The 17,107-nt window shown below is 38.6% G+C and carries 12 protein-coding genes and 1 tRNA gene; 9 read left to right on the top strand and 4 right to left on the bottom strand.

All coding sequences use genetic code 11. The features are described from left to right. The 6 genes from ACTS4L_RS06530 (at position 1) to polA (ending at position 9,121) form a co-directional block, all read left to right on the top strand. On the top strand, positions 1-726 hold the full coding sequence (locus ACTS4L_RS06530) for a tetratricopeptide repeat protein (protein WP_440616246.1): 726 nt from the start codon (positions 1-3) through the stop codon (positions 724-726). 315 nt (positions 727-1,041) lie between these two features. Beyond that, the gene (locus ACTS4L_RS06535) at positions 1,042-1,950 is read left to right on the top strand and encodes a D-alanine--D-alanine ligase (RefSeq protein ID WP_440616248.1); all 909 of its coding nucleotides are present in this window, start codon (positions 1,042-1,044) and stop codon (positions 1,948-1,950) included. Then, the gene (locus ACTS4L_RS06540; protein ID WP_440616249.1) at positions 1,947-2,666 is read left to right on the top strand and encodes a cell division protein FtsQ/DivIB; all 720 of its coding nucleotides are present in this window, start codon (positions 1,947-1,949) and stop codon (positions 2,664-2,666) included. The genes ACTS4L_RS06535 and ACTS4L_RS06540 overlap by 4 nt, the downstream gene beginning before the upstream one ends. Before the next feature lie 215 nt (positions 2,667-2,881). Next, a complete protein-coding gene (gene ftsA / locus ACTS4L_RS06545) occupies positions 2,882-4,117 on the top strand; it encodes a cell division protein FtsA (protein ID WP_440616251.1) in 1,236 nt (411 codons plus the stop codon). Positions 4,118-4,228: 111 nt separating this feature from the next. Continuing rightward, complete coding sequence (ftsZ, locus tag ACTS4L_RS06550; RefSeq protein ID WP_440616252.1) at positions 4,229-5,419, top strand: cell division protein FtsZ; 1,191 nt, start codon at positions 4,229-4,231, stop codon at positions 5,417-5,419. A gap of 981 nt (positions 5,420-6,400) precedes the next feature. Further along, on the top strand, positions 6,401-9,121 hold the full coding sequence (gene polA / locus ACTS4L_RS06555) for a DNA polymerase I (protein ID WP_440616253.1): 2,721 nt from the start codon (positions 6,401-6,403) through the stop codon (positions 9,119-9,121). Between the two features lie 125 nt (positions 9,122-9,246). Here polA and ACTS4L_RS06560 read toward each other — a convergent pair whose 3' ends face one another. Next, entirely contained in the window at positions 9,247-10,695 is a 1,449-nt protein-coding gene (locus tag ACTS4L_RS06560; protein ID WP_440616255.1) for a M17 family metallopeptidase, read from the bottom strand. A 157-nt stretch (positions 10,696-10,852) separates the two neighbouring features. Here ACTS4L_RS06560 and ACTS4L_RS06565 point away from each other — a divergent pair. The 3 genes from ACTS4L_RS06565 (at position 10,853) to ACTS4L_RS06575 (ending at position 11,873) form a co-directional block, all read left to right on the top strand. Next, positions 10,853-10,929 (top strand) — tRNA-Ile (locus ACTS4L_RS06565). Between the two features lie 352 nt (positions 10,930-11,281). Next, on the top strand, positions 11,282-11,608 hold the full coding sequence (locus ACTS4L_RS06570; protein ID WP_440616257.1) for a type II toxin-antitoxin system RelE/ParE family toxin: 327 nt from the start codon (positions 11,282-11,284) through the stop codon (positions 11,606-11,608). Continuing rightward, positions 11,598-11,873 carry a helix-turn-helix domain-containing protein gene (locus ACTS4L_RS06575; RefSeq protein WP_117003486.1) on the top strand — a complete coding sequence of 92 codons (276 nt, stop codon included), beginning with the start codon at positions 11,598-11,600 and terminating at the stop codon, positions 11,871-11,873. The genes ACTS4L_RS06570 and ACTS4L_RS06575 overlap by 11 nt, the downstream gene beginning before the upstream one ends. Here ACTS4L_RS06575 and ACTS4L_RS06580 read toward each other — a convergent pair. From ACTS4L_RS06580 to ACTS4L_RS06590, 3 genes are all read right to left on the bottom strand, one after another. Next, on the bottom strand, positions 11,860-12,540 hold the full coding sequence (locus ACTS4L_RS06580) for a transaldolase family protein (protein WP_440616258.1): 681 nt from the start codon (positions 12,538-12,540) through the stop codon (positions 11,860-11,862). The genes ACTS4L_RS06575 and ACTS4L_RS06580 overlap by 14 nt on opposite strands. A 16-nt stretch (positions 12,541-12,556) precedes the next feature. Next, positions 12,557-13,555 carry a hypothetical protein gene (locus ACTS4L_RS06585; protein WP_440616260.1) on the bottom strand — a complete coding sequence of 333 codons (999 nt, stop codon included), beginning with the start codon at positions 13,553-13,555 and terminating at the stop codon, positions 12,557-12,559. A 238-nt stretch (positions 13,556-13,793) separates the two neighbouring features. Further along, positions 13,794-17,105, bottom strand: a complete 3,312-nt coding sequence (locus tag ACTS4L_RS06590; protein ID WP_440616262.1) for a UvrD-helicase domain-containing protein — start codon at positions 17,103-17,105, stop codon at positions 13,794-13,796. Between the last annotated feature and the right edge of the window lie 2 nt (positions 17,106-17,107).

Consider the following 17,107-nt stretch of genomic DNA (forward strand, 5'->3'; position numbering starts at 1 on the left):
ATGTTTCTTTCGTTTAAGAAAACCAAAAGTATTGGTATTGGTATTGGCATATTGGCAATTGCTTTATTGCCTAGTGTCAATTTTGCAAGTGTTGAGTCAGATGTGCAAGCATTACAATTGCAAACAACTAAATTGAATAATCAAGTGCAATATTTGATTAATCAACAAGCCAATGCGAGCAATCAGGACTTTAGTCAAACGCTAGCTGATTTGCGCGGTAAGATTGAGGTTAATAGTTATAAAATAAGTCAACTAAATGATGTGGTATCGACTAAGTTAGCCGCTTTTGAAAAAGAACTTGAAAGCCTTAAAGCTGAAGTAAATAAGCCATCACCTAAAGAGCTTAAGTTACAACAAGATAATGCAGCCTTTGATAAAGCCAATAAGGCATTATTAGCCAAGAATTATAAAGAGGCTGAGCAATTATTTAAACAGTATCTCAAAGCCTATTACAATGGTGAGCATTACTCCGAATCATTGTATCTATTAGGGCAAATATATCTTATTGATGGCAATATAGATGACGCTTATGCACAATTCAAAACGATTGTCACTCGTTATCCAAAAAGCATTAAAATTGCCGATGCCACTTATGCTTTGGCATTATTGGAGTTAAGCAAAGGTAATACCAAAACAGCAAGCACCTACTTAAAACGTGTTGTCGACAAATATCCATATGCGGATGTGGCTGACAAAGCAAAAACACAACTTGCTAAATTAAAGTAAGTATATACCCATTTTCAGCTCCCCTTGCGGGAGAGGTTGTGCAGCTTATGCTGCGCGGCTGAGGGGTAATTAAACTCAACTTATTCTTGATTCATTGTATGACTTAATGCCCATTAAAGTTGTGTGCCCATTGCGCAAGGTAGTCAAACAAGCATGTAATGCATCTATCAATTACAGGTAATTAACTGTTGTTTTCGTAACTTTTAATTTGATTCAATTCATCTGTATATTTGCTGCCAGATTGCGCTAGATAAAACAAACGAATCTGACTAACATATTTGTCATTTGAATGAGTTGCTGTTTTAGGAGTTTTGCTTGTTACATATAAAGCATACATTTGGCAAGGTTGGAGTGTTGTACGGCGGATGCTCTGCTGAACGTGAGGTGTCATTACGTTCAGGTGCTGCAGCCATTGACGCATTAGAGAAGCTTGGTATTGATGTGGTTGCCATTGATGCTTCAGGTAAAGAGTTAGTTAATAAGATTGTTAATGCTAACCTTGATCGCTGTTTAATTATGCTGCATGGCGGTGATGGCGAAGACGGACATGTTCAGGCATTGTTACATCAATTAGGTATTCCGTATACAGGATCTAATACACTGGGATGCGCCTTAGCAATGGATAAAATGCGAACCAAAAAGCTATGGCAAGCCGAAGGTTTATTAACACCTAAGTCAAAAATAATCGATGAGCGGCTTGATGTATCGGGTCTTAAATTTCCATTGGCAATAAAACCGACAACCCAAGGTTCAAGTGTGGGCATTCATAAGGCATTATCAATAGAAGCCTTAGTTGAAGCATATGAAAATGCATCGCAATATGGTGAGGTGATGGCAGAAGAATGGATCGAAGGCAAAGAGCTTACTGTTTCAATTGTTGATCAGGTCGCGTTGCCATCTATTTGGATTGAACCAAAGCTTGAGTTTTATACCTATGAAGCTAAGTATACTAAGGAAGCTGCGACTTGCTATCATTGTCCAAGTGGAGTAACAGCAGACATGGAGCAAAATCTTAAAAGTATTGCACTGAAAGCATTTTCAGCGGTAGGATGCAGTGGTTGGGGGCGTGTTGATTTTATGCTATCTACAGATAATGAATTATACCTGATAGAAGTCAATACAGTGCCAGGAATGACTAACCTAAGTTTAGTGCCGCAAGCAGCTAAGGCACATGGTTGGGATTTTGAAACCCTTGTACTTAAAATATTAGAAAGCTCATTATGAAACTAAAGCTATATATCAAGTCAGCCTGTTTCGTCTTAATTTTTGTCGGACTTTTGCTAAGTGTGCGCTATGTGTTTAAGGAAAGTAGTGCGCATTTACAGAAAGTTGCGATTGTAACAAAAGGCGAGCTTGATTATATCTCAAAGCCACAGATTATTGATTTGATTAAACCCTTTCAACAAGACACGTGGTGGGAACTTGATGTCGAGAATGTGACACAAGCCATTCAAGCATACCCAGGCATCAAAGAAATCAAAGTGCAAAAACAGTGGCCTGATCAATTAGTTGTTGAATTAACAGAGTATCAACCAAAAGCCTATTGGAATTCGCGCAATGAAATACTACTTGAAGATAAAGAGGTTATTGCACCAAAATATTTCTCAGGCATAGGAAACTTACCTGTTTTCTATGGGCAGAAAGATGATATTGACACAATAGAAAAGACTTATGAGCGTTTACAGAAAATAGCAGCAGACAATGGATTTAGCATTCGTGATATTAGTTTTCAAGGTAATCAATGGCAAGTGACATTAAATACGGATGTTAGAGTATGGCTTGGCTCGAGTCAGATTGAGCAAAAGCTGTTACAGTTATTACAGAACTATAAAAGTATTGAAATTCCTAAGGGTAAAAAATTAGCGACGGTTGATATGCGTTATCATAGTGGTTTTGCTGTTGGCTTCAAAGCGACGGATAATGATGCTCAAAAGGCTTAAAATTAACAAAAAATCGTAAGTTTACCGTATAAGCAAGATTCAGTTTTGCCGAATTTATGTTAGAGTATACAGCAATTTGGTTGAAACCCTTAGCTTAGGTTGGTTTGCCCTTGTTTTTGGTTGAAAATGATACGCGATATCATTGAGGCTCAGGGTAAGTAACAAAAGAATGCGACGTAAGTTAAAACACTAAAACTGGAATGAGTATCTAGAATATGTCTGAAATCGTGGAAAAGAAGATATTATGTGCCATTGATATCGGAACGTCAAAAGTTGTGGCTTTGGTGGCAGAGTTAAATGAAGATGAGCAGATCAATATTATTGGCATTGGTACACAGCCTTCAAAAGGCCTTAAAAAGGGTGTGATCGTCAATATTGATGCAACGGTTAAAGCCATTCAAAAAGCCGTGCAAGAAGCGGAAGATGTGTGCGGCTTTAGCATCAAAGAAGCTTATATTGGTATTGCTGGAAGTCATATTCGTAGCTTTGACTCACATGGTGTTGTTGCTATTGAGAGTGCAGAGGTATCACAACGTGATCTAGATCGTGTTATCGAATCAGCAAAAGCCGTGCCAATGCCGGCAGATCAAGAGATTTTGCATATTTTGTATCAAGATTTTATGATTGATAATCACAATGGAATCAAAGAGCCATTAGGTATGTCTGGTGTTCGTTTAGAAGCCAAAGTTCATATGGTGACGGCTTCTTCAAGTGCTGTGCAGAATATCAAAAAATGTGTGAATCGTTGCGGTATTAAAGTTCAAGATATCGTACTTGAACAGCTTGCCTCAAGCTATGCCGTTTTAACCGATGATGAAAAAGAGTTGGGTGTTTGCTTGATTGACATTGGAGCTGGAACGACTGACGTGGCTGTATTTATCGAAGGAGCGATTAAATACACTTCAGTTATTCCAATTGCAGGAAGTCAGATCACTAGTGATATAGCGCATGCTTTGCGTGTCGCAACAGATACTGCTGAGCGGATCAAGATCCAATATGGTTGCTCAATGAGTAATTTGGTTAAATCGGATGATGCGATTGAGATTCCAGGACTTGCGGATCGTTTAGCGCGACGCGTGCCGTTGCAAACACTAGCCGGTGTTATTGAAGCAAGAACAGAAGAATTGTTTGGTATCGTATATGAGGCGCTAGATAAGAATAACTTATTAGAAGCAATTTCAGCCGGTATCGTTTTAACCGGTGGTGCTGCTAAGATGAGAGGTATTGCGCCATTAGCAGAGGAAATATTTAAAGTGCCTGTGCGTATTGGAGGTCCTACTAATATAACGGGTGTTCAAGATGTACTACATAATCCTGTGCACTCGACAGGTGTTGGTTTAATTAAATATAGTCATATGCAGATTGAAGAAGGGCAGCTGACGTATGAAGAAGATGCTGAAAGCTCTGGTATGTGGGGTAAAATGAAAGGTTGGTTTGGTAAGCATTTTTAATATTTAAAAAGCATTTAAATAAATATAGTAAGTCTAATAAGAATTAAGAATTAAGAATTAAGAATTAAGAATTAAGAATTAAAATATAGTGTTACAAAAGGAGTCCATTACATGTTTGAAATTTCAGAATCGTTGACAGACAATGCCGTTATTAAAGTCATTGGTGTTGGAGGTGGCGGCGGCAATGCTGTTGAGCATATGTTGACACAAAATATCGAAGGCGTTGAGTTTATTTGCGCCAATACCGATTCGCAAGCGCTTAAAAATTCAAGTGCGCGCCATGCGATTCAAATCGGTAATGAGTTGACGAAAGGTCTAGGCGCTGGTGCTAATCCTGAAGTGGGTAAGCGCGCGGCACAAGAAGATCGAGCACGTATTCAGCAAGCACTAGAAGGTGCTGATATGGTGTTTATTACCGCAGGTATGGGTGGTGGCACGGGTACGGGTGCTGCTCCTGTTATTGCTGAAGTTGCTAAAGAAATGGGTATTTTAACCGTGGCTGTGGTCACTAAGCCATTCCCATTTGAAGGGCGTCGCAGAATGCAGTTGGCTGAGTATGGTATTAGCGAATTATCACAAAGCGTTGATTCATTGATTACCATCCCTAATGCAAAATTACTAAGCGTATTGGGCAAAAATATTAGTTTATTAGATGCATTTAAAGCAGCTAATGGTGTATTGCAAGGTGCGGTACAAGGTATTGCTGAATTGATCACACGTCCTGGCTTAATCAACGTCGACTTTGCGGATGTTAGAACCGTAATGTCAGCAATGGGTGTTGCAATGATGGGGACGGCAACGGCAGCTGGTGAAAATCGTGCGCGTGAAGCAGCAGAAGCCGCTGTGGCAAGCCCATTGTTAGAGGATGTCAATTTAGCGGGTGCTAAAGGTGTGCTTGTTAACATCACGGCAGGTATGGATATGTCTATTGGTGAATTTGAAGAAGTGGGTGATGTGATTAAAGCATTTACTTCAGATCAAGCAACTGTTGTTGTTGGTACGGTGATTGATCCGGATATGTCGGATGAGTTGCGTGTAACTATCGTTGTGACTGGTCTTGATACAGCTGATGAGCATGCGAAATTTGTCAGTGGTGCGACAGGTCAAAAATCAGCAAGTCCTTATGGTCGACAAAATGTATCATTTAAATCATCAGAAAATGGTGCAAATACCAATAATACGTTAAGACGTCAAGCACCATCAGTTGAAGCGCAAGAAGTTGAAAAAGAACAGAAAGTGGCAGCTGAAGGTGATAATGAATATTTAGATATTCCTACTTTCCTACGTCGTAAGGCCGATTAATAGAGTTTGGCAAGTTATGCACAAAGATAAATTATATGACACCAAAACAGTTTGAATATATTATGAAATCCGAAAATCAAAAGTGTCCCACATTGACGGGGAGATCGGTTTGAATTGGGTGGGGTTTTGTTTATAGATGATGAGGTCAAGAATGAAATTTTTTATGATTGAATCGATTTCACGTAAATTATTTATACTTTTTTCAGCATTTGTTTTTACAAGAGCAGTTATGACTGTTTTGTTAAATATACAAAGCCTATCTTTTAAGGTAGATTATAATTCTAGTTTTATATTGAAATACTACGCATTGATATTTTCACCATTATTGCTTTTTTAATTTCCTTTATTTTTTATTTTTATAGAAAGCCATTGACTGATTTATTAGTACCATTAAATATAAGGATTAAAAGTATTCATGAACTAAGTGCATTTTCTTTTTTTGTTATGTCTCTATTTTATATATCTATATACGAAGGAGTATTAACAATTTTGTCATTACCTTTAAGTTTAATTAATATATTTTTAAAAGAAAATGAATGGTCAAGTATGAATTTGTATACATTACTAAGTTTTATTGTTTATTTATTATTAATATTCTCGCCAAGGCTACTTTTGATAAATAATGTAAAGGAAAGTAAGTAAAAAATATTATGACTTCAAACAAGCGAGTAAGGAATGACTGTCTCAACGCCAACACATCAAAAATGACATTGGAACCTAATACTTGTGACTTTCAAATACAAAAAGCACACCTCCTCTGCGCATTCACTCTGGTACCATCAGCGCAAAACAGTTGGGGACGCTCACCCATGCAGCTTAAGCTGCACGAGCAATCCCGCAAGTGGAGAGGTACTAACGGATGCAATTTGAGATCATTACTAAGCAGGATATCTTTATTTCAGTGACTACCGCTGAGAGTACTACATCTTTAAAGCCTGATCGGGTATGATAGCTTATCTTTTTATAAATCAGATTGCTTGTATGTCAAACACTCAAAAAATCGTTCTTGTTGATGGATCATCTTATCTTTTTCGTGCGTTTCACGCCTTACCCCAATTAACCAATCGCCAAGGTGAACCAACAGGTGCAATCTTCGGTGTAATCAATATGTTAAAAAAATTGCCTAAACAGCTAAACACCGATCATATTGCTGTCGTATTTGATGCTAAGGGTAAAAATTTCAGGCATGATCTTTACCCTGAATATAAAGCCAATCGTAAGGCAATGGCGGATGAATTAAGAGCTCAAATATCTCCTGTACATGAGATGGTGCAAAAGCTTGGGTTTCCATTGATCGTCATCGATGCGGTTGAAGCCGATGATGTCATCGGTACATTGGCTAAACGCTTTGCCAGTCAAGGGCATGAGATAGTCATTTCAACGGGTGACAAAGATATGGCGCAATTGGTTGATACGCATATCACCTTAATAGATACCATGAAGAATGAAATCACTGATCGCGAAAAAGTCATTGCTAAATTTGGCGTCACCCCTGAACAGATTATTGACTATTTAGCCTTGGTTGGAGATACATCAGACAATATCCCCGGTGTGCCAAAGGTTGGACCAAAAACGGCAGTCAAATGGTTAGCAGAATATCAAAGCCTGCAAGGAGTCATCGATAATGCGGATAAAATATCTGGGAAGGTTGGTGAGAATCTAAGGGATAGTATTGGCTTTCTGCCACTGTCTTATCAGCTAGCTACGATTAAATGCGACCTAGAACTACCATATAAAGTTCAAGATATGCTTTGTGTTAAGCCGGATGTTGGTTACCTTAAGAAAGCGTTTACACAATATGAATTTAAAGGTTGGTTGCGTGAGCTTGAGTATCAAGCAAGTATTGTGACTGATGCTCCAAACAATCCAGTGGAACCTGTTGATGCTCAATCAACCTTAAACTATCAGGTTATTTTAACGAAAGATGATTTCAATGCCTTTTATGCTGAATTAGCAGAAGCTGAAATTTTTTCTTTTGATACCGAAACAGATTCTTTAGATACCTTTAATGTGCGTCTTGTTGGCATGTCATTTGCATTAAAGCCACATCACGCGGTCTATATTCCATTGCAACATGATTATGAAGGTGCACCAATACAATTACCTCTAGAGTGGGTTGTTAATAAAGTTAAGCCGATTTTAGAAGATGACCAGGTTGCTAAAATTGCCCAAAATGCCAAGTTTGATTTAAAAGTTTTAAGTAGTGTGGGCATTAATGTAAAAGGTGTTAAATATGATACGATGCTTGAGTCATATGTGTTAAATAGCTCAGCAACAAGGCATGATATGGATTCATTGGCTAATCATTATCTACAAATTAAAACAGTCAGTTTTACAGAGTTAGCAGGTAAAGGTAAAAACCAACTTACCTTTAATCAGATCGATATTACTAAGGCCGGATTTTATGCCGCGGAGGATGCCGATATTACCTATCGTTTGCATGAGCGTATCTGGACTGAATTAAAATATATCGACAGTTTACGCCAGTTGTATATCAAAGAAGAATTACCGGTGAGCTTTGTTATTGATCGCATGGAACGTATCGGTGTAAAAGTTGATGCGGACTTGTTAAAAGCGCAAAGTGCCTCACTCACGGCAAAAATAGCTCAGTTAGAAAAAGAGTGTATTGAATTGGCGGGGGAAGATTTTAATCTATCATCACCCAAACAATTGCGTGAGATTCTCTATGATAAGATGAGTTTACCAATCTTGAAAAAAACACAAGGAGGGCAAGCATCAACCGCAGAAGATGCACTTCAGGAGTTGGCAGAGATATATGACTTGCCTAAGCTTATTATCGAGCATCGCCATTTAGTGAAATTAAAGACAACCTATACTGACAAACTACCATTGATGATCAATAGCAAAACATCGAGAGTGCATACTTCCTATCAGCAGGCAGTGACAAGTACGGGGCGTTTATCATCAACTGAGCCTAATCTGCAAAATATCCCGATTCGTTCAAGTGTTGGGCGCCAGATTAGAAAGGCATTTATTGCTGAGAAAGGTTATAAGATACTAGCCGCTGATTACTCACAAGTAGAGCTTAGAATCATGGCGCATTTATCACAAGATCCTAATTTGCTTCATGCATTTCAGCAAGGTTTAGATGTGCATCGTGCAACAGCAGCGGAAACATTAGGTATTAAGCCGGATGATGTGACACCCGAGCAACGTCGTCAAGCTAAGGCAGTCAATTTTGGCTTAATCTATGGCATGGGCGCATTTGGTTTGGCAAAGCAATTAGGTATTCCACGCGGCGAGGCACAGGAGTATATTGATATCTATTTTGCGCGTTATCCTGGGGTTAAGCGCTATATGGAAGATGCTAAGGCGTATGCTATGCAGCATGGTTTTGTTGAGACGATTTTTGGTAGACGTTTGCATTTGCCTGAGATTAATTCACGTAATATGGCAAAAAGGCGCGCGTCAGAACGTGTTGCTATTAATGCGCCGATGCAAGGCTCTGCTGCTGATATTATCAAGCGCGCTATGATTCTAATTGATGAGTGGATTATCAACGAGAATATTGATGCGCGAATGATTATGCAAGTGCATGATGAGTTGGTATTTGAAGTCAAAGAAGATCAAATAGAGCAAATGAGTAAAGAGATTAAACAATTTATGGAATCAGCCGCATTATTACAAGTGCCATTGATTGTTGATGTTGGCATTGGCAATAATTGGGATGAGGCGCATTAAGTATATTAAAAATAAGTTGCATCAGCTAGCACCTCTGCCCTTGTCGGAGAGGTCGTGCAGCTTAAGCTGCGCGGGTGAGGGGGGTAATTAAAACTCAACTTATTCTTCCATCATTACTAACGATCTTAAGCTAAGAATTGTTCAACAAGCTCACAGGTATACCAAACCCCAACACCACTGATTTCAGTAGGTATGGGTGCTAGTCCATCCTTATGGCGGCATGAAGCTAAATCCATGTGTAGCCAACGAATGTCTTTACCGACAAATTGTTGTAAGAATTTAGCAGCCAAAATATGATCAGCATTACCAGTGACATAGCATTGTTTTAAATCCGCAATATCCGAGTCAAGTGCTTTAAGATAATGTTTATCCATTGGGAAAGGCCAGACTTTTTCAGCGCATTTGGCGCCATATTTAACTAAGTTTGGTTGCCAATCATAGTTATTACTAAAGATGGCGGAGTATTCAGTGCCGAGTGCACGCACCGCAGCACCTGTTAGTGTCGCATAATCAAGGATCATTTCAGGTTTATCTTGGCTTGCTAAACATAAGGTATCAGATAAAGCCATGCGTCCCTCAGCATCGGTATCAACCACTTCAATTGTCTTACCATTTAAGGCTGTGACCACTTCATTGGGTAGGAAAGCGCGCTCACCAATGTTGTTGTTGGTGATTGCAAGATAACAGTGTACTTGATAAGGCACTTGCAAGAGGCTTAATGACAGCAAGCTGCCAACAGCAACCGCGCTGCCCATCATGTCATCATTCATGCCATACATATATTGTGGTTGCTTTAAGCTTACGCCACCGGTGTCAAAGCAAATTCCTTTGCCAACCAAAGCAATTGTTTTATTATAGTCTTTAGGCGTATAGGTTAACTTGACAATGCCCGCAATCTCAGAGGCGCGTGCTACCGCACTAAAGGCACCAGCGCCCATTTTAGCTAAGGTTTCTTTGTCATAGAGCGTGTATTGCCAATTCTCGCATTTGGCGATATCTTTTAGTAGGTTGATATAAATCTGCGGAGTTAAATAATTGGTTGGGAAAATAGTTAGGCGGCGAGCAAGAGCATTACCTTTGTGCTTAGCAAGTACATCGAGAAAATCACTTTCGCTATAATCGCCAATGATCTCAATGCTAACCTCTTGTGCTTTATGTTCACGTTTATAATTAGGCATCTCTTCAGTATGTGCCAATAGTGCGCGCATGCAAGCCTCAGCTGTTGATTCGACAGCATTTTCGGCAAGGAAAACAATATGCTTGACCTTGGCGATATTTGTACCTTTAAGTAGTTCAGATAAATCTTTAAGCCATAAATAGAGCTCACATTCGCCAACATTTTCTTTGATGATAATGTGTGTGCCTTTGGCATTGGGTAGTTGTGTGTGATAGCCTTTTTTGGACTTTGGCGCTTGAGATTGTTTGCGTGCGTAAAGGAGCTCTCCTGAAGGCAAACTTTGCCATTGTACTTCGTTATCGGCAATCGCAATAATGAGATCTGCACTATGGTGGTTTTCATCAAAGTGAGCGGAAAAATGTAAACGTGCTGATGTTAATGTGTGTAATGAATGCATTGATTTAACCTTGTTGAGAAATCTTGTCAGATTACAGTATAAACACACTTTTAGGTAGTATGAACCAGAATTACCTATTTTTCGTAAAACTGCGTGGGAAACAGCAGAATTATGCTTGCAAAACTAAGATGATGGGCTAAAATAGCCGGAAGTTTAAGGGCTCTTAGCTCAGTTGGTTAGAGCAGCGGACTCATAATCCGTTGGTCGCAGGTTCGAGTCCTGCAGGGCCCACCACCTTCAAATCCTTTTCCCATAAGCTTTTTAGAGAAATTAATTGCGAAGCTTTCAAAATAAAATTTAAACTATAGGTAACGTATAGGTAACAAGAAAAATATTGTTACCTGAGAAATATCCACTGCAGGTAACAAAGCAAGGTAGCACAACTGATAAAAATTTTGATTTAAGATAACTGATGGTATGAGTTGAGTTTGTGTAAATTTTAAATTTTTGCTACACAAAGTTATTTGCTGTAGTTGGGCTATTAAACAAATCATCCTCGGCAGTTTTCCAATCGTTACTGCAATATTCTTGATATTCTGCATTTTGATGTTATCATAAGGGATAACATTGTAAGAGGATGATTGTGATGTCTTGGGTTGTAGAATTTTATTCTGGAGTTGAAAGAAATGTTTTAGAACTTCCAGTTAAGCTGCAAGCAAAAATGTTAAGATTGTTTGATTTAGTGGAAGAACATGGGGCGCAGTTAGGCGAGCCTCATACTAAGGCGTTAAGCAATGGCTTGTTTGAGCTGAGAGCCAAAGCGTTAGAAGGTATCGCTAGAAGCATATTCTGTTATGTTGATGGTAAAAAGATAATAGTTTTGCATGTTTTTGTAAAGAAAACCCAGAAAACACCAAAGAAAGAACTTGAGGTAGCTATAAACCGAATGAAGGAGGTTAAAAGTGAATCTTAAACAGCTAAAAGAGCAAGCTTTTAAAAATGATAATGTCAAGCACGAATACAATAAGCTTGGTGCGGAGTTTGAGTTGATTAATGAGTTAATACATCTTCGTAAAAAATCAGGTCTTACTCAAGAGCAAATAGCTTTAAAGATGGGCACCACAAGAAGTAATGTGTGTCGGCTAGAGAAGCTTGGAACTCACCCAAAAGTCAGCACTTTAGAAAATTATGCCAGAGCTTGTGGATTTAAGCTTGGATTCAAGTTTAGCCACTTATAATTTGGTGACCAAACAAATCATCCTCGACAGTCGCCCAGCTGTCGCTGAACATCTTTAACGCGTCAGATGTTTGCATCGGTTCTGCGGTTGATTGTCGTAAAACATCACTTGGTGCAGTCACCGCTTGCGCACCAATGTCCATGCTGTAGTAAATGTCATCAATGCTTTTTTTTATGCTTGCCATCATCAGTTTACTTTTGCAGTTAAAGCTTTTGACAATATCAGACATGCGTTGAATTTCTTTTTGCCAGTCTTGATTTGATTGTTTAATATGATTTAAATATGGCGCAATGTAGTCAACGTTGAGTTTGCAAGATGTAAGCACCTGCGCGGCAGTAAAAACAGCTGTTGATAATACGGGAATGTTTTCACTTATAAGCTCTTTCATAGCCTTAAAGCCTTGCTCATTGGCTTGGATTTTTATTATAAAACGATTAGATATAGTCCTTAGATGCTGAGCTTGAGCAATAATCGCATTTGCATCAGTTGCGGTAACCTGAACGCATACGGGGTGCTTATTTACGGCAAGCAGATTTTGCAGCGTAGTCAAGGGACTGTCTTGACTGTTTGCTAATATCTTAGGATTAGTTGTGATGCCATTTATTAACCCTATGGCATCAAAATATGTAGCGTCTGTTAAGTTTGAACTGTCTAGCCAGATTTCCATAGTGTTTCCTTATAATTTATGTGGTTTGATTGTATGCTAAGGTTTGATGTTGCTTTATATTTTTCCATATGCTTAGTGTTGCTACAGTTCCGATTATGCCAATGATTGAACTTAAAGCGATTAACCAAAATGGTAGCATTATTAAATTTGTAGAGTCTAAAATGAGTATTGATAACGCAGGAACTGGCGCGCTAAATATTGAATAGCTAAGATTGTAGGATAGCCCGATGCTTCTACATCTAAAGTTTGCTTGAGATATTTCGGCTATTATAACAGTGTAGGTTGATGCGAGCATTCCAAAAAAGGCAAAAATAAGCATTAGCAAAAGAGTGTTTAGATATCCATCGATCAGCTGATTGTAAAATATATAACTGAATAGGCAAATCAATACAACAAAGTCATCATAAACTTCACCTTGACCAATTTCATATAAATAAGATGCGACAAAGAAACCAATAGCAGTAATGGCTTTAATTCCCTCAAAATTTTTAAGTCTAAACTCTTCCCAGCCAAGCTTACCTTTGATAAATTTAAACACACCCTCAATACGAGAGCGCTTTAAATAGCAATCATATACGTTGTAAACGTCATATTGATTCACAAGTTGCTTATTCGTGATTAAAAGCATCGGTTCATCAAAGGCTTCTCTAGACGCCTGTGAAATCACGATATCTTCACCGGCACTTAACTGTTCAATCGTTTCTTTTGATAAGAACTCTGGCTGCTTGTTGCTGTACAACTCATGACTTAATAAATCAATCTGCTTGTTATCTAAATTAACGGCAATTGTATTGAAGCTGCTGTAGCCATTAATGGTTTTCTTATTCAGATCCTTTACTTTTCCTATAGGCTCTGCTTGCTTGGTATATTTTTTGCGTATCTCACTAGGATCATGAATCAAAATAACATTATCGGCAGCTTCGTATTTCTTGGCTGTTTCAGTACATAACACTTCACTAATTTGCTCAGGGTCAAAGTAATTTAGCTTATTGTCACCTGTAATTGTCCGTCTCAATTTTTCGTACTCCTTTTGGCTGCTACTGATTGAGTAAAGGTTTAAGCTGCCATGCTCTAAAACTTTTTCCAGTATTGTCTTCACATTTTTTAAAAGACACCTTTGATGCCATTTTGTTTAATAGTTTACTCATGTGGTTACCAAAAGTAGTGTGCGCCATCCTTGTGATTCCTGTTCTTGTATCATTGCTACGGGCGTATTGTGCACACTTTTAAATTTTTGGGGAGTTTTCAGTATTTTACAAATTTTGAAGGTGCGGAATCAATGGAAAATAAAGTGACAGCTTGATATCCCCAGAGTTTATTCTAAAGTAGCGAGCAATCAGCTTTTGATAGTTGATAAGTTGTACACGATAGGTTGCTATCTGGGTGCTTGCAAAGTCCTCTAAAGACTCATTGCTCAGTGGTCTAGCAAATTTATAATCAATAATATGATATTGATCATTCTCGATAATAATTCGATCAGCTATGTGTTTTTGAGTTTTGCCAAAGCTAGAATGGAGTATAACTTGTTCATGCATGCCGGAAGCAGTAAGAATAGAAGGATATTGCGTTAGTGTATTGGCTATTGCCTCTTTAGCTAAAGCATATGATTGCGCGTGATTGATTTTGGTAATCGCGTGTTGATGCAAGCAAAGTGCAAAATAATTTTGCCAATGGTTGATGTTATCTTTGGAGCTACTTAAGTAATTAAACAGTTGATGCAATGCCGAGCCGATTTGACGTTCACTACTGAGCACTAGTTCACTAAGATCAGGGTGATTTAAATCATCTGCTTTATCTGTTTCAAGTAATGTTTGATAATGTTCAAAGTTGGGTACGGTAGTGGTTGAGTAGCTTTGGATTTGCTTGATTACTTTATAGCGTGGGCTTGGCTCTTTATCAGCTGAAATATCAGTATTTGAATCCTCACACGTCACCCAAGGGAGATTCAGTGGAGCTAGAAGTGCTAAAAAGCTATTATTAGCAGCTTTGATATCATTGCCATTGTCAGTAACCGCAGTAAATAAAAGCGTTGATTTCGCGCGAGTGACAGCAACATATAAGAGCCGTTGCAGCTCATACTCAGCACGCTTTTTTTGCATGCTTTGGATGACTTTGAAAAGTGGCGGTGTGTCTTTGTCCCAGCTATGTTTAATAGGGCTTAGTAATAAATGATCTTTGCCATCGCTCAAGCGTACCGTATCATGCAAGAAAAGGGGGGTGCCATCTGCTTTGCCGCGCTTATCAAGTTGCGGCAAAATCACAAAATCAAATTCCAAACCTTTGGATTTATGGATAGTCATAATCAATACATTGCTTTGTGATGGACTACTAACGAACTTGCGTTTTAATTGTGCGACAAAGCGATCAAATTGTGCAATAGCCGTTTTGTCGTCGGTTAAATGATTTTGCAAAAGGTTAATAAAGTTTGCAAACAGCGCATGATCTTGATGAATACTAAAGCCATCGAGTGCTTGCCAAATAATCTTTGAGCGCGCTATCAAACTGCTGCGCACACCATTAAAAAAAGCATCGTTGATCCAGCTTATAAAATAAAATGCTTTTTGTTGATGAGGGTGTGTTCGGTGCGTACCAAGATAACGTGCTAACTTGTCATAAAACGAATGAGGTATCTGACTTTGTTGCTCATTTAATTCTATTTTTTCAATCGTTTGCAGTTCATTTAAAGAAAAGCCAAACAAGGGTGACTGTAATAAACTCACCCAGTAAATAGACTGCTCAGGATTGTTTAAAAGTGCACAAAGGCACAATAGATCCATAATCATTGGTTGGTGGTAGAATGTTTCTATTTCATTTTCAACAACGTCAATCCCTTGAGCTTTTAATTCAGGCACAAGATGTTTTAAATGGCTGCGAGTACGCACTAAAATAGCAACTTGATGATCTGGATGTTTATTAAGATGCGTTTTGATACTATCGGCAATAAACAATGCTTCTTGTGTTGAATCTGCAAATAATCGATAATTAATAGCCTCTTGATTAGTCTCTTGCGATAACGTTGTTGCCGGCGCGTAGCTAATGCCACCATAGTTTCTATCATCTTCTTTAGGAAAGATGCTGCAAAAATGATGATTCACCCAATCAACAATTGATTTGTGTGAGCGAAAATTGCAATCAAGCGGTAGAAAATCAAGTGCTACTTGATTGATGCCATGTGTTTTAACATCTATAAATTGATTAACCTCCGCTTGGCGAAAACGATAGATAGACTGCATTGGATCACCAACAATAAACAGTGTTTTACTATCATTGGGTTGCCACTCAAGCGTGAGCATTTGCAGTAACTTAAATTGTAAAATTGAGGTATCTTGAAACTCATCGATCAAAAGATGCTTGATTTGGTGATCAAGATAAAGCATCAAATCAGTTGGTGCCTCACTGTTGCCAAGGGCTGATAACGCTTGTAGCGACACTTCATTAAAATCAAGCAAAGCGCGTGCTTTAAACACAAGCTTTAAATATTGAACCAAGCGCAATGCAATACGCGCGATCGCACTTAATATCAGCCACTCTTGATCGTTTAATAATAAGTTTTCATACAGACGGATTTCAGCAACTAATGGATAAATGTGTAATATACTGTTATCGCTAAACGATTGCGTATATTCAATAAGCCATTGGGCATAATTTTTTGCTTTAGCATCTTTGGCGGGTAGGCCTTGTCTTGCATTAAAAGTTTTACGAAAAGTATTGTCATTGGTAAAAAGCAGTTTAATGAGTCGTTGCCAAAAGATCGGATTGTCTTGATCTATCAGGGTGTCGTTATGTTTATTATCACAAAATGCCAGTATTTCATTTAAGATCAATTGATTTTGATCGATGTTTAACAATGTACTTAAGCGCCGTTGAAGCTCAGCAAAAAGCGCTGTAAAGCCAGACTCAATAATTGTTTTACTTTTTTTGCTGTGTGTTGTATCGGTATCTATCAGTTGAGATGATAGCAAGATGCCAAGCCATTGCTCGCGTCTTGAGAGCATACTGCTAAGCAGGCTCTTTACGCGAGTAATATCATTATCAAGATGAGCTAACAGATCATGTAAATCCTGATAATAAGGACTTTGTTGTTGCGTGTCATTGATAAAATCATCAATGGCTTGTTCATACAACAGCTCAGGGGCGTCACTAATCTCGGCATTAAATGCTTCATCGGTTTCAAACACGAGTTGTTTGGATAGGCTCTGACAAAATGCATCAATGGTCATAATGCGCAAGCGCTTAGGACTCATTAACAGCTGCCATTGTTTGCATTTGTCTTGTAATAGGGCTTGTTGGGCAAGCTTAAAAGTAAGCTTCTTATGTGGCTCATCTGGTTCAGGATTATTTTGTGCCGCTAAGAGGGATTGATAAATCCGCTGCTGCATTTCATTAGCAGCTTTATTGGTAAAGGTTAAGGCAATAATTTCCTCAGGTGCTTCAACATGAGCCAGTAGATTTAAATAACGTTGTGTCAAGGTCTCGGTTTTGCCAGAGCCTGCAGGTGCTTGTACGATAAAGGATTTTCTGGGGTTCAGTGCTTCATTGCGTGCCGCAGCATCATTAGGAATCATAA

This window comes from Cysteiniphilum sp. 19S12-1 (assembly GCF_052030685.1).
GTDB lineage: Bacteria > Pseudomonadota > Gammaproteobacteria > Francisellales > Francisellaceae > Caedibacter.

What these genes read in the sequence shown, in the direction of transcription:
- ACTS4L_RS06530 (WP_440616246.1), top strand. Translation starts at nt 1, where the DNA reads ATGTTTCTTTCGTTTAAGAAAACCAAAAGTATTGGTATTGGTATTGGC.
- ACTS4L_RS06540 (WP_440616249.1), top strand. Translation starts at nt 1,947, where the DNA reads ATGAAACTAAAGCTATATATCAAGTCAGCCTGTTTCGTCTTAATTTTT.
- ftsA (WP_440616251.1), top strand. Translation starts at nt 2,882, where the DNA reads ATGTCTGAAATCGTGGAAAAGAAGATATTATGTGCCATTGATATCGGA.
- ftsZ (WP_440616252.1), top strand. Translation starts at nt 4,229, where the DNA reads ATGTTTGAAATTTCAGAATCGTTGACAGACAATGCCGTTATTAAAGTC.
- polA (WP_440616253.1), top strand. Translation starts at nt 6,401, where the DNA reads ATGTCAAACACTCAAAAAATCGTTCTTGTTGATGGATCATCTTATCTT.
- ACTS4L_RS06560 (WP_440616255.1), bottom strand. Translation starts at nt 10,695, where the DNA reads ATGCATTCATTACACACATTAACATCAGCACGTTTACATTTTTCCGCT.
- ACTS4L_RS06570 (WP_440616257.1), top strand. Translation starts at nt 11,282, where the DNA reads ATGTCTTGGGTTGTAGAATTTTATTCTGGAGTTGAAAGAAATGTTTTA.
- ACTS4L_RS06580 (WP_440616258.1), bottom strand. Translation starts at nt 12,540, where the DNA reads ATGGAAATCTGGCTAGACAGTTCAAACTTAACAGACGCTACATATTTT.
- ACTS4L_RS06590 (WP_440616262.1), bottom strand. Translation starts at nt 17,105, where the DNA reads ATGATTCCTAATGATGCTGCGGCACGCAATGAAGCACTGAACCCCAGA.